The sequence below is a fragment of the Lapillicoccus sp. genome (genome assembly GCF_025353065.1).
Lineage (GTDB): Bacteria > Actinomycetota > Actinomycetes > Actinomycetales > Dermatophilaceae > Lapillicoccus.
Genome location: NZ_JANXRJ010000025.1, coordinates 1 through 18,969, shown reverse-complemented (window position 1 = coordinate 18,969; position 18,969 = coordinate 1). Strand labels below are relative to the sequence as shown.

The window sequence follows — 18,969 nt, the reverse complement described above, 5'->3', positions numbered from 1 at the left end:
GCGGGCCGGGGGGCCGGGGGGCCGGGGGCTGGGGGGGTATGCCGCCCCCGGGGTATGCCGCGGGCTCAGGTCCGCAGCCCGCCGGTCGCGAGCAACGGGACGGCGACCATGACGACCGCAGCCAGGACCAGCACCGCGAACCGGGCCCAGCGGCGGGCCGGCGCGGGCGCCCGCCGGATCGCGACGAACCCGACGACGACCGCGAGCGGAGCCAGCAGCAGGTCGTGCGCGAGGACCCCGCCGCCGAGCCAGATGACGACCCGCACCCACTCGCTCGGCGGGACGGCCGTCACGAAGGCGTAGAGACCACAGGCTCCGAGGAGCAGTCCGAACGCGAGCAGGCCCGCACGTGTGGCCCGTTCGGTCATGACACCACCGTCAGTCGTCGGACCCACTTGGTCTGCAGGACACCGGGCCGGTTCGGCGCGATGATCCGCGCGGGATAGCCGTGGTCGAGCGGCAGCCTCGCCCCGCCGATCCGCAGCGCGAGGATCGTGTCCGGGTGGGCGGAATACACCGCGGGGAGGGTGCTGGTGCGATAGCTGCCCGACGTCTCGGAGGACTCGACGACGACGTCCTGGTCGTGGCCACCGACGACGGCCATCAGGTCGCGGATCCGCACCCCGGTCCACGAGGTGGTGGCGCTCCAGCCCTCGACGCAGGCGATCGGGAGGACCGCGCTGCTCTGCGGCATGGCCAGCAGCTCGGCCAGGCCGACGTCGCGGGCGCCGGAGGGCCCGGTGAGGGTGATCCGCCAGTCCGCCTCGGCGACCTGGGTGACCTTGGCGGCCAGGGCCGTCCGGTTGATCGGTATGCCGTTGGGGCTGGTGCTCGGTCGCCGCGAGCGCAGGAGCGAGATCGGTTCGAGCCACGGCACCGTCGACCCGAGAGTGAGTAGCGCGGTCACCGCCGACGCCCCGAGCGCGCCGCGGATGAACCACCGCCGGTCACCGGCGACCTGGGCCGGCGTGAGGTCGGGGCCCCTCTCTCCCAGCGTCATTCGTGCACCGCGTCGAGCGGTGTTGTGAGTGCCTCGCGGATCACCGGCAGCTTCACGGCGATGTGGACGCTCAGCGACCCGATGGCGATCCACGCGAAGGCGAAGTGCACCTGGATGAAGCCGAAGCCGAAGACGGAGTACCACTGCGCCACGTTGATGATCCCGGTCACGACCTGGAGGAAGGAGCTGGCCACCAGGACCGCGATGGAGCCGCGCTCCAGGGCCTTGAGCGGGCTCGGGACGAGCGGCCGCTCGAACAGCCGGGGGTAGGCGGAGTAGATCTTGGCCAGCAGCAGCGGGAAGCACGCCGTGCCGGCGGCGACGTGGATGCCCTGGCTGACCTGGAAGCCCCACGCCGGGTCCGGGGGGATCACGAAGAACGGCAGCGGGTGCTGGTGGTAGTGGCTGATCAGGCCCGTGACGAAGCAGACGACGAACGCCGAACCCAGCCACACGCCGAGGCGGGCGGTGACCCGCGGCCCGTGCAGCGGTGACCGGAAGTCAGCGGTCCTCGGGGGGTGCGGTGGCCTCATGGGATCGACGGTAGGGCCGGGCGGTCCGGCGCGGACGGTCGAGCGCCTTACCGCGCCATGACATCGGCGCTGCGTGGGCCCGTCGGCTTACCGGCTGATGACGGCGCGACCACGTAGCGCCGGGGGGTGGCGCGGCGGGACGCCGCTCAGGGCAGAGTGGGCGCATGCGGGTCGTCCTGGGCACGGCGGTGGTCACCGCGGCTTACGCCGTCGTCGTGGCCCGGGTCGCCGTCGACGGTGGCCGCTACCACCTCCTCGTCGCCCTCGCGGTCCTCTGGGTCGTCACCCTCCTCGTCACGTGGTGGACGCGCCGCGGCCGGGTTCCCGGCACGGCTCGGGGCGCCGTCGTCGCGGTCGTCCTCGCCGCCGCGGTGGCCCAGCTGCCGGGCATCCTCGAGCCGCCGCGCACGAGCACCGACTCCTACCGCTACGTGTGGGACGGTCGGGTCCAGCTCTCGGGCACCTCGCCCTACCGCTACGCGCCGCTCGACGACCGACTCGCCCGGCTCCGCGACCCGCTCCTCTTCCCCGGCCTCGGTCCCGGCGACCGCTCGGGCTATCTCACCGAGCCGCTCCCGAGGACGAAGGCGGAGCTGCTCCCGCGCGCGAAGGACGACCCCCGCACCCTGATCAACCGGCCGCGGGTGCCCACGATCTACCCGCCCGGGGCACAGGCCTGGTTCGCGGCCGTCGCGGCCGTGACCCCGTGGTCGGCCGGCACGCTGGGCGTCCAGGTCGGGAGCGCGCTGCTCGCGGTCGCGATCGCCGCCGCGCTGGCTCTCTGGCGCCGCCGCCGCGGAGGGAACCCGCTCGACGCGCTCTGGTGGGCGTGGTCGCCGACCGCCCTGATCGAGGCGGGCAACGGCGCCCACGTCGACGTCGTCTCGGCGGCGGTGGTCGTCCTCGCCCTGGGGGTGTTCACCAGCCGTCGCGGACGCCGGGGGACCCTGTGGCTGGCGGGTCTGCTGCTCGGTCTCGCGGCCTCGACAAAACTCTTCCCCCTGGTCCTCGCGCCCGCGCTGGCCCCCTGGCGGCGGGGCCGGTTCCGCGACCTCCTCCCGGCGCCGGTCGCGTCGGTGGCCACGGTCGTCCTCGGTTACCTGCCGCACCTCGCCGTCGCGGGGGCCCTCGTCCTCGGGTACCTTCCCGGCTACCTCTCCGAGGAGGGCGGCGACTCGCGGTCCGCCGTGCTGCGGCTCGTGCTGCCGGGCACCGGCCCGTGGCTGACCATCGCGCTGGGCCTCGCCGTCGTGGTCACCGGCGTCTGGGCGGTGGTGCACGTCGGCCGTACCGGCGACCCGGCGCTGCCGGCGGTCGTCCTCTTCGGCGTCTTCCTCCTCGGGTCCACCCCGACCTACCCCTGGTATGCCGTGCCGCTGGTCGTCCTCGCCGTGCTCAGCCACCGGCTGGAGTGGATCTCCGTCGCTCTGGCGATGCAGCTCGGGTATGCCGCCCTGGGTCTCCTGGGCTTCTCGACCGCCTCCTACGTCGTGGCCCTGGTCGTGGTGGTGGCCGCGACCGTCGTCCGCGCACGCGGTCAGAGGCGTCGGGCCTCGAGCGGTTCCTCTACCGCGGCGCCGTCGACGCGGCGCACGACGTAGGCGCTCTTGCCGTCCTGCTCGGTCACCGCCTCGACGAGCTCGGTGCCGCGGTAGACGAGGCCGACGCCGTCGTCGGTGCAGTGCGTCTCGCCGAGCACGCCCTCGGCGACGAGACGGTGGACGAGGGGTCGGCGCCGCGCCTCGCTGTCGTAGTGCACGCCGTTGTCGTAGGGGAGCAGGCCGAGGCCGGTGGTCACGGCCCGCAGCTCCGGCCCGAACGAGTCGGTCGTGCCGCCGCGATACCAGCAGATCGAGCCGGCCGACACTCCCGCGAGCACCACGCCGGACTCCCACACCCGACGGAAGATCTCGTCGAGGCCGTGCACCCGCCAGACCGCCAGGAGGTTCGCCACCGACCCGCCGCCCACCCAGACGACGTCCTGGGAGAGGAGGTGGCCCTCGACGTCGTCGACGTTGGGCATCGCGAAGAGCCGCAGGTGGGAGAGCTCGAGGCCGGCGAGCCGGGCGGCCTCGGAGTGTTGCGACGCGGAGTCCGTCGAGTCGCCCGTGGCGGTCCCGAGGTAGCAGACCCGCGGCGTGCGGCCGTGCGCGCCACTCAGCTCCACGGCATACGGGACGAGCGCGCCGAAGGCGAACCGCAGTCGGGGGTGCTCGGCGTAGCCACCCGAGGTGGCGAGGATGGTGGGGGAGTCGGCCATCCGAGGGAGTGTAGGAGTGGTGTCGTCCCCCTGCGGCGCCGGCACCGTGATGTGATGAGCCGGTGCTCACCGTGACGACGCCGGCTCCGTCGCGACGGGGCTGTGGACAGTCGGGCACCCACCGGCGACGGATCCGCCACGATGGACCCGTGACGGTTCACGAAGGTCTCGTGCTGTGGGAGGCCACGGCGAGGGGTGGACGGCATGGGTCCTGACACCCAGCGCCCCATCGTGCCCGGGCACCTGTTGCGCGAGGTCATCGGTCGCGGTGCCTCGAGCACGGTGTATGCCGCGCGCGCCTCGGCCACCGGCCGCGACGAGGCGGTCAAGGTCACCTCCCCCGCGGCGCACGACGCCGACTACGTGATGGCGCTGGCCGCCCGGGTCCAGGCCATCCAGCGGCGGGTCTCCGGCGACCACGTCGTCCACCTCCGTGAAGCGCTGCCGCTGGTCGGGGGGACTGTCGCGCTCGTCCTCGACCTCGCCGACGGGGGCAACCTCGCCGAGCTCGTGGGGCAGCGCGGTGCCGTCGAGCCCGGCGAGGTGACGACCGTCATGACCCCGTTGGCGACCACGCTGGCCGACCTGCACGCCGCCGGGATCGTCCACGGCGGGCTCGACCCGGAGAACGTGCTCTTCACGCACGACGGCCGCCCGATGCTGGCCGGCTTCGGCTCCTCCCGGCTCGTGGGCGAGACCCACCCGCAGGACTCCTCGAGCACCCCGGGCTTCATCGCGCCCGAGGTGCGGGCCGGAGGCCTGCCGACCGAGGCGAGCGACGTGTGGTCGCTGGCCGCGCTGGCGTGGTTCGCCCTCACCGGGGGACAGAACCCTCCCGATCGCAACGTCGTGGCCGTCGCCCCGAGCACGGTCGGGCCACGGTTCGCCGAGGTCCTCGCCCCGATGCTGGCGCCCGACCCGAGCACCCGGCCGACCGCCCGGGCCAGTGCCGTAACCCTCTACCGCGCCGCGCCACCGGTCCCGGTGCGGCTCCCTGCCCGGCGACCGGACCCGGCCGCCCAGGTGACGAGCAGCCCTCGCACGTCAGCGCGCCCACCCGTCCCCCGGACGCCGGCACGACGACCGCTGTCGACTGCGGTGAAGCTGACCCTCGTGCTCATCGCCGGGCTGCTCTTCGTCGTCGTCTTCCTGTTCCTGCTCTCGCGGTTCGGCCCGGCCAACGATCCCGTGACCCCACCCCCGAAGACCTCGGCAGCGCCGAGCACCAGCGCCACACCGTCCCCGACGACGACCAGCCAGGTCGACGCGCTCCGGGCCGCGCCGGCCACGGTGCTGCAGGGCCTGGTCGACGCGCGGGCGATCGCCTTGGTGCAGCGCGACCCCGCCCGCCTGCTGGCGGCCGAGATACAGGGCTCCGGGCCCTATGCCGACGACGCCGCGATCATCGCCCAGCTGACTCAGGAGCAGACGACCTACTCCAGCCTCGTCTTCCGGGTCCGCACGGCCCAGCTGGTCTCGGCGACCGGCTCGGGCGGCGAGGTCGTCGCCGTCGTCGAGCGGGCGGCATACTCCGTCATCGGGTCGGACGGCAGCATCGCCTCGAAGGCGGCCGATCCGGGGCGCGCCCTCCGCTACAGCCTGACGCTGACGCCCCAGGGGTGGCGGTTGTCGGGGATCGCCGCGAGCTGACCCCCGAGCGGCCCGAATCCATCCCTCCGGATTGGGGTGCGAACGCGCCATCGATGACGCGGTTTCACCCCAGCCCGGGGGACAGCGTCAGAGCAGCGTCGCGATGGCCGCGGCCAGGGTCGACTGCTCGTGCGTGAAACCGCTGGCGGCGAGCACCGTCGGCATGACGCGCTGGCTGCCGAGGATGTCGGAGGCGAAGCCGCCGACGATGATGCGTAGCGCGAAGGCCGGCGCCGGGAGGATGGCCGGCCGGTGGAGCTGGCGACCGAGCTCGCGCGAGACCTCGATCTGGGGGACCGGGTCCGGTCCGACGAGGTTGACCGGCCCGGTCACGTCGGGGTGGTCGACGAGGTGGGCCAGCGCCCGGACCTCGTCGCCGAGGGTGATCCACGGCCAGTACTGCTTGCCCGACCCGAGGGGTCCGCCGAGGCCGAGCCGGCCCAGCTGGACGAGTGGCGCGAAGGCGCCGGCTGCCGGTGACATGACGAGCCCGGTCCGGGCCATCGCCACCGAGGCGCCGGCATCGACGGCCGCCTTCGTCGCGGACTCCCAGGCGCGCACGACGTCGGCGAGGAACCCTGCGCCGCTCGCGCTCTCCTCCGTCAGCACCTCGTCGCCGCGGTCCGAGCCGTAGACGCCGACGGCGCTGCCGCTGACGAGGCGGATCCGGTCGCCGTGGGCCGCGACGGCCGTCGCGATGGTCGCGGTGCCGTCGGACCGGGAGCGCAGGATCTCCTGCTGGTATGCCGGTGTCCAGCGCTTGTCGGCCACCCCGGCCCCGGCGAGGTGGACGACGGCATCGACGCCCTCGAGCGCGGCCGGGTCGAGGGTCCGGGCGACCGGGTCCCAGACGATCTCGCTCTCCGTGCGCGGCTCGCGCCGCACGAGGTGGACCACCTCGTCGCCGCGGGTCGTGAGGAAGGCCGACAACGCGCCGCCGATGAGGCCGGACGCTCCCGAGATGGCGACGCGCTTGCTGGTCACGGTGTGGTTGCTCAGAGGCCCAGCGAGGCCTCGAAGCGTCCTTCCTGGAGTCGGTTCTTCATGGTGTCGAGGAATCGGGCGGCGTCCGCGCCGTCGACGATGCGGTGGTCGTAGGAGAGCGCGAGAAACATCATCGACCGCACGGCGATCGTCTCGCCGCCGTCGGCGTCCGAGACGACGACGGGCCGCTTGACGAGCGCGCCGGTCCCGAGGATCGCTACCTGGGGCTGGTTGATGATCGGGGTGTCGAAGAGCGCGCCACGGCTACCCGTGTTGGTGATCGTGAACGTCCCGTCGGCGAGGTCGTCCGGCGTGATCCGGTTGTGGCGCGTGCGGTCCGCGAGGTCGGCGATCGCCCGGGCCAGGCCGGCGATGTTGAGGTCGCCGGCGTTCTTGACGACGGGGACGATCAGGCCCTTGTCGGTGTCGACGGCGATCGACAGGTTCTCCGCCCCGTGGTAGGTGACCATGTCGCCCTCGACGCTGGCGTTGACGTTGGGGTGGGCCTTGAGAGCCTCCACCGCGGCCAGCGCGAGGAACGGCAGGTAGCTGAGCTTGACCCCCTCGCGCGCCTCGAACTCGGACTTCGCCCGGGCCCGCAGCCGGGCGACCTTGGTCAGGTCGACCTCGACGACGGTGGTCAGCTGGGCCGAGACCTGCAGCGACTCGACCATGCGCTGGGCGATGATCTTGCGCAGCCGCGACATCTTCTCCGTCGTCCCGCGCTTGGCGGAGACATCGGGCTTCGCGGCGGCGGGGGCGGTGCTGGCCGTGCTGGCGGCAGCGGGTGCGGCCGGAGCCTCGGGAGCCGGCGCGGGGGCCTTCGCGGCCTCGGCCGCCTCGAGGACGTCCTGCTTCCGGATCCGCCCGCCGATGCCCGTCCCCGTGATCGAGGCGAGGTCGACGTCGTGCTGGGCAGCGAGCTTGCGCACCAACGGGGTCACGTATGCCGCGGCGTCGCCATCGGCAGCGGGGGCAGCGGGGGCGGCGGGGGCGGCGGGCGCAGGCGTGGGCGCCGCAGCCGGGGCCGGTGCGGAAGCAGGGGCCGGTGCGGAAGCAGGGGCCGGTGCGGGAGCCGGGGCCGGAGCCGGGGCCGGTGCGGGAGCCGGTGCGGGAGCCGGTGCGGGAGCCGGCGCGGGAGCTGGGGCCGGGGCGGGTGCGGGAGCAGGGGCGGGCGCAGGTGCTTCGGCGGGTGTCGGTGCGGCGGCAGGTGTCGATGCCGCAGCGGACCCGCCGATGACGGCGAGGTCGCCTCCGACGGGCACGGTCTCGTCCTCGCCGACGAGGATCTTGCTCAGGGTGCCGGCATAGGGGGAGGGGATCTCGGTGTCGACCTTGTCGGTGGAGACCTCGAGCAGCGGCTCGTCGACGGCCACCCCGTCACCCTCGGCCTTGAGCCACCGGGTGACGGTTCCCTCGGTGACGGACTCGCCGAGGGCGGGCATCGTGACCGTCTGGCCGGCATCCGAGGAAGCGGGGGCCGCGGCGGCTGGGGGAGTCGCGGCAGGCGCCGGAGCAGCAGCCGGAGCAGCAGCCGGTGCCGGGGCCGGCGCCGCAGCAGCGGCCTCCGGTTCCGAGGTCTCGGCCGCGACAGGCTGCTCGGTCGACGGGGCATCCGGGACCGGCGCGGGCTCGGGCTCTGCGGCCGGCTCTGCGGCCGGCTCTGCGGGTGCCGCCTCGGCCGGCGCGGCGGCGCCGTCGCCGATCACGGCCAGGTCGGCCCCGACCGGCACGGTGTCGTCCTCCTGGACGAGGATCTCCTGGAGGGTGCCGGCGAACGGCGACGGGATCTCGGTGTCGACCTTGTCGGTCGAGACCTCGAGGAGCGGCTCGTCGACCGCGACCTGGTCACCGACGCTCTTGAGCCAGCGGGTGACGGTGCCCTCGGTGACGGACTCTCCCAGGGCCGGCATGGTCACGCGTTCGGACATGAGGTCAGTCTCCTTCGGTTGCTGCGAGCAGCGTTGCGCGGTGTCGGTTTAGGTCGGGTCGAACGGATGAGGCGGTCGAGCGGGTCGAGCGGGTCGAGCGAGTCATGCGTGGGCGTGCAGCGGCTTCCCGGCGAGGGCCAGGTGGGCCTCCCCGAGGGCCTCGTTCTGGGTGGGGTGAGCGTGCACGAGCGAGGCGACGTCGGCGGGGAAGCCCTCCCAGCCGACGATGAGCTGCGCCTCGCCGATCTGTTCGCCCATCCGGGCGCCGACCATGTGGACGCCGACGACGGGGCCGTCCTTCTCGCGGACGAGCTTGACGAACCCGGCGGTCTGGAGGATCTGCGACTTTCCGTTGCCGCCGAGGTTGTACTCATAGGTCTCGACGTCGGCGAACTTCTCCCGCGCCTGCGCCTCGGTCAGCCCGACGGAGGCGATCTCGGGGTCGCAGTAGGTGACCCGCGGGATGCCGGTCTCGTCGATGGGCGCCGGCTGGAGGCCGGCGATGTCCTCGGCGACGAAGATGCCCTGGGCGAAGCCGCGGTGCGCGAGCTGGAGGCCGGGGACGATGTCTCCCACGGCATACACGCCGGGTACGGAGGTCTGCAGCCGAGCGTCGGTCGTCACGAAACCGCGTTCCATCGCCACTCCCACCTCGTCGTAGCCGAGGCCCTCGGTGACCGGACCGCGCCCGACCGCGACGAGCAGGAGGTCGGCCTCGAGGGTCTCGCCGCCCTCGAGGGTGACCGTCACGACGTCCCCGAGCTGGGTCGCCCCGGAGAAGCGCACCCCCGCGCGGACGACGATCTTGCGCTTGCGGAAGGCGCGCTCCAGCTGCTTGGAGGCCCCCTCGTCCTCGGCGGCAACGAGTCGGGGCAGGGCCTCGACGACCGTCACCTCGGAGCCGAACGAGCGGAACACCGACGCGAACTCCACCCCGATGACGCCGCCGCCGAGCACGATGACCCGGGCGGGGACGTGGTCGAGCGTGAGGGCCTGCTCGCTGGTCATGATCCGCCCGCCGATGGTGAGACCGGGCAGGGTGCGCGGGAAGGAGCCGGTGGCGAGGACGACGTGCCGTCCGGTGAGGCGACGCTCGCCGACCGAGACGGTGTCGGGGGCGACGAGCCGTCCCTCGCCCTCGACGTAGTCGATCGTGGCAGCCGAGACCAGTCCCTGCAGGCCCTTGTGGAGCCGGGCCACGACCCCGTCCTTGTAACGGTTGACGCCGCTCATGTCGATCGACTCGAACGTCGTCTTGACACCGAAGCGGCTGCCCTCCCGGGCGGTGTCGGCGACCTCGGCCGCGTGGAGCAGCGCCTTGGTCGGGATGCAGCCCTGGTGCAGGCACGTGCCGCCGAGCTTGGCCTTCTCGACCAGGGCCACGCTCAGGCCCAGGCCGGCCGCCCGCAGCGCGCAGGCATAGCCGCCGCTCCCCCCACCGAGGACGACGACGTCATAGGTGGTCTCGGCGCCAGCCGGCATGTGTGCGCTCCCTCGTGCAGGATCGGTGCTGTCCCCTGGGGCGACGGATCGCGTCGCGCGCCGGGATGTCTGGCGCCATCCTTCCACTGACGAGCGGGTGCTCCGCAAGCAGGCTCGCGCCGCAACGCCCGCCGCACGCCCGCCGCACGCCCGCCGCGCTGCATGCCGCACGCTCCCCGCGCTGTATGCCGCGGTGCCGGTGGGTGTCGGCGCGCTCAGTGCGTGAGGGTGCGCATCCGGTCGCACCCGGCCACGTGCTCCTGCGTGACGAACCCGGAGGAGTGCTCCATCCAGGCGATCTTCTGGGCCCCGTCGGTGGGGGCGCCACCCATGTAGTCGCCCATGAGGGGGTTGTCGGGCCCGAAGACGCACCAGTAGGCGAAGGTCTCGGCGAAGTCCTCGGTCGGGTCGCTCGCGGCATAGTCGGTCACGAAGTCCTGGGCGTGCTTGGTGTAGAAGGTGGCGAGCGACTTGTGCGACGCGGCGTCGTCGGTGAGGTCGACCGCCGCGTTCCACTCGTGGACCTCGGCCTTGGACCAGGTGTCGTCGATGAAGCCCACGAGGACGGCGGTGTCGGAGAGGCAGCCCTGACCGGTCCACAGCGTGGTGCAGCTGTCGGCCTTGCCGGGGCCGAGCTCCGAGGAGCTCAGCGAGACGAGGTGGCCGACCTCGTGCGCCACGTCGAGCGCCAGGTCGACCGGGTCGGTGCCGTTGGGGGCGATGGCCAGCCGCCAGGAGTGGGCATCGGTGCCGTCGCGGGCCTCGACCTCGCCGACGAAGACGTCGGCACTGGCGGGGGCCGAGAGGTTGGCGTCGAAGACCATGAACTCGTCGACGTAGGCGAGGACCCGGTCGGGGGTCATCGACGTGACGACCTGCCACAGCCGCGTGTCGCAGTCGCGGACCGGCCCGGCGCCGTCGAGAGGGACGAGCCGGCGGTCCTTCACGGCATAGAGGCGCTGCAGCTGGGCGCCGTCGCCGTAGTCGGTGATGTCGTGCGAGAAGTGGTCGTCCTTCGGGAACGTCGCCGTGGTGGGCGGGTTGTCGCGGCGGGTGCACCTCGCGGGGATCGTCACGGCGTCCGTGGCGTCCGTGGCGTCGGTCGCCGAGGGCTTCGGGGTCGCAGGGGCGCCCGGCTTCGCCGACGGGCCCGGCACGTGCGTGGGGTGGGTCGCAGTGGCTGTCGTGACCTCGAGACGACCGGCTGCGAGGACGGCGTAGTGGGACAGGTGGGCGAGCAGGGCCACCATGCTGACCACGATCACGGCAACGAGCAGCGTGGTGCCGCGCCGTGACTCCCCCTGAGCACTCACGCGCGAAGAATAGCCGGTGCTCGAGGGCGTTTGGTGGCGTTTGGCCGAATTCAGTCCCGCGGGTCCTACCCTGTGGCGCGGCCCGCGCAAGATAGTCTCCCGCCATGGGTCTGTTCGATAGGTTTCGTCGACGCACCAGCGGGGACCCGCGCCGCAGCGACGGGCCCGCCATGGGCGTGGACCTCGAAGCGGTCAAGGAGCACCTCAAGGCGTTCGCCGAGTCCCGCCGCGGCGTCGAGGCCTACGTCGAGCCGGCGACCAACGTCAGCGCCGAGAGCATCATCCTCATCGCGACCGACGGCGAGTGGACGCGACGGGCCATCGGGTCGCGCCGGGCCGCCTTCGAGACCGCCTCGTCGATCGGCCTCCCCGTCTACGACGTCCTCCTCACCGGCTACCCCGGTCGGATGCGCGAGTGGAACTCCCGGCAGCGCCGGGAAGGCAAGGCCTGACGCGGGCCTCGGCTCGCGGCATACCGGCTTGGTCCGTATGCCGGGTCGGTGACATCGTGGGTCCGGCACGTTCACCTAACAGTCACCAATGGAGGATCCGCATGTCGGGCAAGGCGAAGAAGAGCGGGACCGGCGGACCGTCCGAGGAGATCGGACCGTCCGACGAGATGAAGGCGAAGTTCCGGGCCGCCCTCGACAAGAAGAACCAGACACGCGCCGGCAAGGACGTCTCCGAGGACGGCGAGAAGTCGAAGGTGCACGACGCGCACGGCCCCGCGAAGGCGCAGCAGATGTTCCGGCGCAAGTCCGGCGGCTGAGCCGACCCCGCCCGGAGCGGCCGCCGCGGGTCAACCCGCGCGGCCCCCGGCGGCCAGTCGGCGCTCGCGCGCGGCGGTGATCGCGGCGCGGAGGTTCTGCCGGTCGTAGGTTCCGTAGAAGCGGCGCCCGTCGACGAAGAACGTCGGCGTGCCGGAGACGTTGCTGAGATCGGCCGACTCGACGTCGCGCGCGACCCGACCGGCATGCGCGTGGGTGACGAGGTCCTCGTGGAAGCGGTGACGGTCGAGGCCGAGCTGCTCGGCATACGCGAGCAGATCGCTCACGGTGAGGTGCTCCTGCCGGAGGAGCAGCAGGTCATGCATCTGCCAGAAGGCGCCCTGGGCTGCGGCGGCCTCGGCCGCCTCGGCCGCGAGCTGCGCGCGGGGGTGGACGTCCCCGAGCGGCAGGTGCCGCCACACGAAGCGGACGTCCAGGTCGTCGATCAGCTCGGCCCGGGCGACCGGCTCGGCGAGCCCGCAGTAGGGACACGCGAAGTCGCCGTACTCGACGAGTGTCACCACCGCGTCGAGGCGGCCTCGGACGTGGTCGCGCTCGTCGTCGACCGGCACCTCGAGGTCGAGCAGCAGCTCGGCCCGTCCGAGCAGGGCACGGGCCCGCCGCTGCGGTGGGAGCAGGTCGGTGACCCGGAAGACGGCGGCCGTCAGCAGCACCGACAGGACTGCGGCGACGAGGATCCCGAGCTTGACCTCGGCCAGCTCGGGTCCGGTGAACGCGAGGGCGGCGATGAGCAGCGACACGGTGAAGGCGGTGCCGGCGATCGTGCCGCTGCCGGCGACCGCGGCCCACCCGACCGGCGGGCGGATGCGGCCCCGGCTCAGACGCATCACGGCGAAGGAGGCGGCGAGGACCGCGACCGGCTTGCCGAGCACGTAGGCCGCGACCACCCCGAGGGTGACCGGTGACGTCAGCGCCCGCCCGAGGAAGGGCCCGTCGATGGTGAACCCGGCGTTGGCCAGGCCGAAGAGCGGGACGATGACGTAGCTCGTCCACGGGAGGTAGAAACGCTGGAGACGGGCGTTGGGGGAGAGCGCCCCACGCAGCCCCAGGACCGCGTCACGGGCGACCTCGGCGGTGGGCTGCTCGCGGAAGCTGCGGAAGCGGCTGCTCGCCCGCTCGAGGGTGTCGCGGGCCGGCGAGAAGGCCGAGCCGGCCAGCCCGATGGCCAGGCCCGTCACGACCGGGTCGACCCCGCTCATCAGCAGGGCGCACCAGATGACGAGCCCCAGCACGGCATACACGGCAGGTCGGTCGACCCCCACCCGGAGCAGCACGAGGAGGACGGCGAACACGCCACCCAGGTCGAGCTCGCGTCGCGCCTCGAGGCCGATGACGAGGAAGAAGAAGGTCATCAGCCCGCTGTTGACCCAGTCGCGCAGGTCGAGGGAGACGCCCCTGCCGCCGAGGTCGACGGCGAGCTCCGTGTGCCAGAACGACTCGTGGGAGCCGATGCTCACATTTGCCCAGATGAGAGCCGCGACGATCGCGACGACGAGGACGCCGGCGCTGGAGGCTTCGGTGGCGAGGAAGGCGCGCAACGACGACGTGGTGCTCGAGGGGTCGCGGGGCGTCTGGCCGACGACCGGCTCGTCAGGTGCGTTCGGGGATGCGGTGGAGGGGAGGATGACGATGATGCACCGCCTTCACGGTCGGGCTGGCGCGGGTGACGGTCGATGGCAGTCTCGCGTCGGGGCCGTCCCTGAACAAGCGGGCGGCCCGATGTCATCCCCGGGAGGGTCAGGTGGCGCTGTCGGTCACCAGCCGCAGCATGGTGCGCACGCCGAAGCCGGTGCCGCCCTTCGGCGTGTAGCCGAACGGTCCTGACGTGTTGAAGGCCGGTCCGGCGATGTCGATGTGGGCCCAGGGGATCGGGTCGCCGGCGCTGGTCGTGCCGACGAACTCCTTGAGGAACAGCCCGGCTGCCAGCATGCCGCCGTTGGCGCCACCCTTGTGGGCGATGTCGGCGACGGGGGTGTCGAGGCTCGCCCGGAGGTAGTCCGGCAGAGGCATCGGCCAGACCTCCTCACCCACGAATCCGGCTGCGGCGCATACCTGCTCGCAGAAAGCGCCGTCATTGGACATCACCGCGGCATACCGGTCGAGTGCCACGACCTGGGCGCCCGTGAGGGTCGCGATGTCGATCATCAGGTCGGGGTGCTGCTCGCCGGCGAGGGCCATCGCGTCGCCGAGGACCATCCGGCCCTCGGCGTCGGGGTCGAGCACCTCGACCGTCATCCCGCCGCGCATCGTCACGACGTCGCCGGCCCGCTGGGCGTTGGAGCCGGGCATGTTCTCGGCCAGGGCGAGGTATGCCGTGACCCGCACCGGCACCTTCAGCCGGGCCAGCGTGAGCACCGTGCCGGCCACCGCCGCAGCTCCCGACATGTCGCTCTTCATGGCCGGCATGCTCGCCCGCGGCTTGATGCTCAGGCCGCCGGAGTCGAAGGTGATGCCCTTGCCCACGAGGGCGACGTGCCGGACCGGTGTGCCGGAGGCAGCCGGGCCATAGCTGAGGACCACGAGGCGCGGCGGCCGCGCGGAGCCCTGGCCGACGCCGACGATCCCGCCGTAGCCACCCCGGGCGAGCTGCACCTCGTCGAGGACACGCACCCGGACGCCGGTGCCGGCGAAGCGTGCGCGCACCTCCGCGGCGAAGGTCTCGGGATAGAGCAGGTTCGGGGGGCTGTTGACGAGGTCGCGACACCAGGTGACGCCCTCGGCCAGCGCCTGCGCCGCCACGACGACCCGACGCAGGGCGGCCGCCGAGACGCCGGGCGCGAGGAGGATGACGGACGTGACCGGCGCGGGGGTGGAGCCGTTGGTCGTTTCCCGGGACACGGCATACGCACCGAGGGCAACGCCCTCCGCAACCGCGGTCACGGTGCCCAGCGCCGTCCCCGGGACGCAGACGGCGGCCTTGGTCGTGCCGCCGAGCGAGCGCACGGCACCGCCGATCGCCCTGCGTAGCAGCTCTGCTCGCGCGTCGGCTGGCTCGCCGCCGTCACCCGGCGTACCCAGGCCGACGAGCAGCACGGCCTTGGCCGCGACCTCCGGCACCCGGGCCAAGCGGGTGAGCTCCTCGAGCCGACCGGTGGCGCCGAGATCGCTCAACGAGGCGGTGAGGTGCTTCGCGACGGAGGCCGGCAGGCCGTGCCCGGTCGCGAGCTCGGGCCCGGCGGCACCGGTCGTGACGCCCACCACGAGGGTGTCCACGATGATCTTGTTCGCCGGCCGGATCGAGACGCTCAGGGCCGTGCCGACGACCGTGCCCGATGTGGCGGCGGTGGCGGTGGCGGTGGTCCGGCGGGCAGGGGTCTTCGGCACAGAGGAGTTCCTTCGGTCTGGGATGGGCGGCGCGCGGCAAGTCTCCCGAGACTACCGACCCCCTCGGTCACCGCGGCGGGCCGCTAGCGTGGGCGCCATGACCGCGAAGACCTCGCCCCTCAACGACCGACACGTCGCGCTCGGCGCCAAGGTGGCCGACTTCGGCGGCTGGGACATGCCGATCGAGTACCCCGCCGGTGGCGTCGTGGCCGAGCACACTGCCGTCCGCGAGCGGGTCGGGATCTTCGACGTCAGCCACCTCGGCAAGGCCTCGGTCACCGGACCGGGAGCCCTCGACGTCGTCAACTCCTTCTTCACCAACGACCTGCGACGGATCGGCCCCGGGCAGGCGCAGTACACCCTGTGCTGCGACCCCTCCGGCGGCGTCGTCGACGACCTCATCGCCTACGTCCGCGCCGAAGACGACATCTTCCTGATCCCCAACGCTGCCAACACTGCTCAGGTGGTGCGGCGGGTGGCCGCAGCCACGCCCGAGGGGATCGTGGTCGAGAACCTGCACCAGGCATACGGGGTCATCGCGGTGCAGGGGCCGAGGAGCGACGAGGTGCTCGCGGCGCTGGGGCTGCCGACGGGCCACGGCTACATGTCGTTCGTCGAGGCGGACTGGAAGGGCAGCCCGCTCATCATCTGCCGCACCGGCTACACCGGGGAGCGCGGTTACGAGCTGGTGCCTCGGTGGGACGACGCGCCCGCCCTGTGGGACGCGCTCGTGGAGGCGATGGCGCCGTTCGCCGGTATGCCGTGCGGGCTCGGCGCCCGCGACACGCTGCGGACCGAGATGGGCTACCCGTTGCACGGCCAGGACCTGTCGCTCGCGATCAGCCCCGTCCAGGCCCGGGTCGGCTGGGCCGTGGGCTGGAAGAAGGACGCGTTCTGGGGCAAGGAGGCCCTCGTCGCGGAGAAGGCGGCCGGGCCGGCGCGCGTTTCGTGGGGCCTGCTGGTGACCGGCCGCGGCATACCGAGGGCGCATTGTGCCGTGCTCGTCGGTGGCGAGCCGGTCGGCGAGGTCACCTCGGGCACCTTCTCGCCGACCCTGAAGCAAGGGATCGCCCTGGCGCTGCTCGCCCCGACGGTGGGCCTCGGCGACGAGGTCGTCGTCGACGTCCGCGGCCGCGCGGTCCCGGCGACCGTCGTCAAGCCGCCTTTCGTGCAGGTCCAGGCCCGCCAGTAGCCCGCCCGCCCCGGGGTGAGGCCGCCGCTTACAGTGGGGTCATGAGCGACTGGACCTGGCAGCTGGTGGACGCACAGGGGACGACCGTCGAGCACGCGCTCGGCGGCACGGTCTTCCCGACCCAGAGCGAGGCCGAGTCGTGGCTCGGCGAGGAGTGGGAGACCCTCCTCGAGGACGGCGTCGACGCGGTCAACCTGGCCGAGGACGGCACCTTCGTCTATGGACCGATGAGCCTCCACCCCGCCGGATAGCCGAGATCCGTATGCCGTTCGCCCGGCCGATCAGGCTGGCGGCACGGCGTCGTGCTCGCCGCGACCCACCCGGGCGGAGTGGCTGGCGTACACCTCGATCACCCCGGCGAGGAACTGGTGCACGGTGGCCGCCTCGTCGTCCGAGAGCCCGTCGAGGATTTCGGAGATCTCGCGGGCCAGCGGCACGAAGTAGCGCTGCCCCACCTCGCGCGCGCCCTCGTCATAGCGCAGGATGACACGCCTGCGGTCGGTGGTGTCGCGCTCTCGCCGGGAGTGGCCGGCCGCCTCGAGCCGGTCGATCACCGAGGTGGTCGCGCCGGAGGACAGCCCGAGGACCCGCTGCAGCCCGGTGGGCGTCAGGGGCTGGCCGGCGAGGTCGGCCTCCATGATGTGCATGAGCGCGGACATGTCGGTCTGGTTGACACCCTGCCGCGTCGCGACGGCGCTGTTGAGGCGGTCTCCCTCGGCCTGGAGGCGACGCAGCAAACGGCCGACCTCGATCGCCTCGCCCTCGCGTCGGGTGCCGGGGCGCGTGCGGGGTGGCATGGTCCGAGCATAACCTCGCCCGTCGCTATCTCTCGATTTTCGAGTTATTCTCGGTGGCGAGGAGATACCCACCACCGGGAGGTAACGATGACGACGACTGCAGGCACGCCGGGCCGCACCACCACCGGACCGGGCGGTTCGACCACCGCACGACCGACGTCGACGGACCGGATCCGCCAGGTCGCGGTCACCCTCGCCGAGGTGTTCTGCGTCTTCGGCACCCTCGTCGGGGTCGGCGTCCTCGGCACGAGCGTCGCCAGCACGTCCGGTGGTGCGCTCTCCGCGCAAGCCACCCTCATCGCCCCCGCCGGGCCGGCCTTCTCGATCTGGGGCGTCGTCTACCTCGGTCTGCTCGCCTACACCGTGTGGCAGTGGTTGCCACGCAACGCCGCGACCGAGCGCTCTCGCGCGACCGGCTGGCTCGCCGCGGTGTCGATGGTTCTCAACGCCGGCTGGCTGCTGGTCACCCAGCAGGGCTGGATCTGGGCCAGCGTCGTCGTCATCCTCGCCCTGGTCCTCACCCTGGGGCTGCTCGTGCGGCGCCTCACGACCCTGGTCTCGACGTCCATCGCCGAGCGGGTGGTCGTGGACGGCACCTTCGGGCTCTACCTCGGCTGGGTCACCGTCGCCACCTGTGCCAACGTCACCGCCGCCCTCGTCGCGTCGCACGTCGACCCGGGCCGCACGGTCGGCGCGGCCCTGGCCGTGGTCGTCCTGGCCGTCGCCGCTGCCCTCGGGATCGTCTTCGCGGTCCGCCTCGGCGGCCGGTGGTCCGTCGCGGTCGCGATGGCCTGGGGGCTCGCCTGGATCGCCGCCGGACGGCTCGGCGCGACCGACCTGCACTCGACGCCGACGGCGGTGCCCGCCATCGTCGCCGCGGTCGTGGTCCTGGCCGCGGCTGCCCGCACCCACCGCACCCTTGCCGCCGCCTGACCCCCGGGGCGCCTGAGCCTGCGGACACCCGGGGTTGAGGTGAAACCGCGTCGTCTGCGCCGCGGTTTCACCTCAGCCCGGCAGCATTCTGGTGCATCTCAGCCCGACCGGCACCGCCTCACATCCGTATGCCGCCTGCCGTCGCCGCAGCAGTCTTACCGCAGAGTCGTTGTCGCACAACGCGATCGCCCGGTCGAGTGCGTCCGCAGCGTCCCGTGGCCGGTCGAGGCGCAGGCGCAGGTCGGCCCGCACCGCGTGGTAGCGGTGACGGTCGTCGAGGTCGAGTCCATCCACGAGGGCGAGGCCGACCTGCGGCCCGTCGAGCGCGGCCATGACCGGCGCGGGCGCCTCGGCCGAGGGCGCCGGCCCCTCAGGCTGGAACAACGTCAGGACGTAGCCCAGCCGCCGTGGGCGAAGTCGCCCCTGATGTCCTCCTCGAGGTGGCCGGGTGCCTGCATGACGCCGTCGAGCGTGATGTTCTCGGTCACGGTGATGCGTCCCATAGATCTCTCCTGAAGTCCTGCCGACGGCCGGTACGCCGTCCGGTCACCTCCTACACGAACGGGCTCGGCGTGGATCGGCACCTTTCGTCCGGCTGGCTCCGACCTGTTCGCGGGACCATCGGCGTTAACCCCTGGACCGTTGTCGGTGGCCGTCCCTAGGCTCCAAGATGTCGGGACGTGCCGCGAGGCCGGTTCGGCTGACCGATGAGTTCTGCGCCCGATGAGTTTCCTGAGCCGTCGCAGTCACACCCCACATGACCGAGATCACCGCCCGACGCA

The 18,969-nt window shown here is 72.8% G+C and carries 19 protein-coding genes; 7 read left to right on the top strand and 12 right to left on the bottom strand.

The window, feature by feature from the left end; all coding sequences use genetic code 11:
• Positions 1–65 precede the first annotated feature (65 nt).
• Genes Q0R63_RS01710 through Q0R63_RS01700 form a run of 3 tightly spaced genes read right to left on the bottom strand, consistent with a single transcriptional unit; the run spans position 66 to position 1,533 of the window.
• Positions 66–368 (bottom strand): hypothetical protein, encoded by a 303-nt coding sequence (locus Q0R63_RS01710; RefSeq protein WP_295693069.1) that lies wholly within the window; start codon positions 366–368, stop codon positions 66–68.
• Positions 365–1,000: a molybdopterin-dependent oxidoreductase gene (locus Q0R63_RS01705; RefSeq protein ID WP_295693065.1), complete on the bottom strand. Its 636-nt coding sequence runs from the start codon at positions 998–1,000 to the stop codon at positions 365–367. Before Q0R63_RS01705 ends, Q0R63_RS01710 begins: the two co-directional genes overlap by 4 nt.
• A complete protein-coding gene (locus tag Q0R63_RS01700) occupies positions 997–1,533 on the bottom strand; it encodes a hypothetical protein (RefSeq protein WP_295693062.1) in 537 nt (178 codons plus the stop codon). Before Q0R63_RS01700 ends, Q0R63_RS01705 begins: the two co-directional genes overlap by 4 nt.
• A 164-nt stretch (positions 1,534–1,697) precedes the next feature.
• Between Q0R63_RS01700 and Q0R63_RS01695 the strand changes: the two genes are divergently transcribed.
• Entirely contained in the window at positions 1,698–3,134 is a 1,437-nt protein-coding gene (locus Q0R63_RS01695; protein ID WP_295693060.1) for a glycosyltransferase 87 family protein, read from the top strand.
• Here Q0R63_RS01695 and Q0R63_RS01690 read toward each other — a convergent pair.
• On the bottom strand, positions 3,071–3,793 hold the full coding sequence (locus Q0R63_RS01690; RefSeq protein ID WP_295693058.1) for a peptidase E: 723 nt from the start codon (positions 3,791–3,793) through the stop codon (positions 3,071–3,073). The two genes, Q0R63_RS01695 and Q0R63_RS01690, sit on opposite strands and share 64 nt — an antisense overlap.
• Positions 3,794–3,997: 204 nt before the next feature.
• Here Q0R63_RS01690 and Q0R63_RS01685 point away from each other — a divergent pair, with 204 nt between their 5' ends.
• Positions 3,998–5,443 carry a serine/threonine protein kinase gene (locus Q0R63_RS01685; protein ID WP_295693055.1) on the top strand — a complete coding sequence of 482 codons (1,446 nt, stop codon included), beginning with the start codon at positions 3,998–4,000 and terminating at the stop codon, positions 5,441–5,443.
• An 87-nt stretch (positions 5,444–5,530) separates the two neighbouring features.
• Here Q0R63_RS01685 and Q0R63_RS01680 read toward each other — a convergent pair whose 3' ends face one another.
• From Q0R63_RS01680 to Q0R63_RS01665, 4 genes are all read right to left on the bottom strand, one after another.
• The gene (locus tag Q0R63_RS01680; RefSeq protein ID WP_295693053.1) at positions 5,531–6,427 is read right to left on the bottom strand and encodes a TIGR01777 family oxidoreductase; all 897 of its coding nucleotides are present in this window, start codon (positions 6,425–6,427) and stop codon (positions 5,531–5,533) included.
• An 11-nt stretch (positions 6,428–6,438) separates the two neighbouring features.
• Complete coding sequence (gene sucB / locus Q0R63_RS01675) at positions 6,439–8,358, bottom strand: 2-oxoglutarate dehydrogenase, E2 component, dihydrolipoamide succinyltransferase (RefSeq protein WP_295693050.1); 1,920 nt, start codon at positions 8,356–8,358, stop codon at positions 6,439–6,441.
• Between the two features lie 102 nt (positions 8,359–8,460).
• Positions 8,461–9,840, bottom strand: a complete 1,380-nt coding sequence (lpdA, locus tag Q0R63_RS01670; protein WP_295693046.1) for a dihydrolipoyl dehydrogenase — start codon at positions 9,838–9,840, stop codon at positions 8,461–8,463.
• A gap of 215 nt (positions 9,841–10,055) precedes the next feature.
• On the bottom strand, positions 10,056–11,153 hold the full coding sequence (locus Q0R63_RS01665) for a hypothetical protein (RefSeq protein WP_295693044.1): 1,098 nt from the start codon (positions 11,151–11,153) through the stop codon (positions 10,056–10,058).
• A 104-nt stretch (positions 11,154–11,257) separates the two neighbouring features.
• Between Q0R63_RS01665 and Q0R63_RS01660 the strand changes: the two genes are divergently transcribed.
• Positions 11,258–11,605 carry a hypothetical protein gene (locus tag Q0R63_RS01660; protein WP_295693039.1) on the top strand — a complete coding sequence of 116 codons (348 nt, stop codon included), beginning with the start codon at positions 11,258–11,260 and terminating at the stop codon, positions 11,603–11,605.
• A 101-nt stretch (positions 11,606–11,706) separates the two neighbouring features.
• A complete protein-coding gene (locus tag Q0R63_RS01655) occupies positions 11,707–11,922 on the top strand; it encodes a DUF5302 domain-containing protein (RefSeq protein ID WP_295693037.1) in 216 nt (71 codons plus the stop codon).
• Between the two features lie 30 nt (positions 11,923–11,952).
• Here Q0R63_RS01655 and Q0R63_RS01650 read toward each other — a convergent pair whose 3' ends face one another.
• Both Q0R63_RS01650 and Q0R63_RS01645 read right to left on the bottom strand, forming a co-directional pair.
• Positions 11,953–13,479 (bottom strand): Na+/H+ antiporter NhaA, encoded by a 1,527-nt coding sequence (locus Q0R63_RS01650; RefSeq protein WP_295693034.1) that lies wholly within the window; start codon positions 13,477–13,479, stop codon positions 11,953–11,955.
• A gap of 199 nt (positions 13,480–13,678) precedes the next feature.
• On the bottom strand, positions 13,679–15,265 hold the full coding sequence (locus Q0R63_RS01645) for a leucyl aminopeptidase (RefSeq protein WP_295693031.1): 1,587 nt from the start codon (positions 15,263–15,265) through the stop codon (positions 13,679–13,681).
• A gap of 97 nt (positions 15,266–15,362) precedes the next feature.
• On the opposite strand from Q0R63_RS01645, the gene gcvT reads away from it, so the two are divergent.
• Both gcvT and Q0R63_RS01635 read left to right on the top strand, forming a co-directional pair.
• Positions 15,363–16,457, top strand: a complete 1,095-nt coding sequence (gcvT, locus tag Q0R63_RS01640) for a glycine cleavage system aminomethyltransferase GcvT (RefSeq protein ID WP_295693028.1) — start codon at positions 15,363–15,365, stop codon at positions 16,455–16,457.
• Positions 16,458–16,498: 41 nt separating this feature from the next.
• Positions 16,499–16,708 carry a hypothetical protein gene (locus Q0R63_RS01635; protein ID WP_295693026.1) on the top strand — a complete coding sequence of 70 codons (210 nt, stop codon included), beginning with the start codon at positions 16,499–16,501 and terminating at the stop codon, positions 16,706–16,708.
• Between the two features lie 30 nt (positions 16,709–16,738).
• On the opposite strand, the gene Q0R63_RS01630 is transcribed toward Q0R63_RS01635, so the two are convergent.
• The gene (locus Q0R63_RS01630) at positions 16,739–17,254 is read right to left on the bottom strand and encodes a MarR family winged helix-turn-helix transcriptional regulator (protein WP_295693023.1); all 516 of its coding nucleotides are present in this window, start codon (positions 17,252–17,254) and stop codon (positions 16,739–16,741) included.
• A gap of 87 nt (positions 17,255–17,341) precedes the next feature.
• Between Q0R63_RS01630 and Q0R63_RS01625 the strand changes: the two genes are divergently transcribed.
• Positions 17,342–18,187 carry a tryptophan-rich sensory protein gene (locus tag Q0R63_RS01625; RefSeq protein WP_295693019.1) on the top strand — a complete coding sequence of 282 codons (846 nt, stop codon included), beginning with the start codon at positions 17,342–17,344 and terminating at the stop codon, positions 18,185–18,187.
• Between the two features lie 72 nt (positions 18,188–18,259).
• Here the strand turns inward: Q0R63_RS01625 and Q0R63_RS01620 are convergent, their stop codons facing one another.
• The gene (locus Q0R63_RS01620; protein WP_295693017.1) at positions 18,260–18,571 is read right to left on the bottom strand and encodes a hypothetical protein; all 312 of its coding nucleotides are present in this window, start codon (positions 18,569–18,571) and stop codon (positions 18,260–18,262) included.
• Positions 18,572–18,969: the final 398 nt, after the last annotated feature.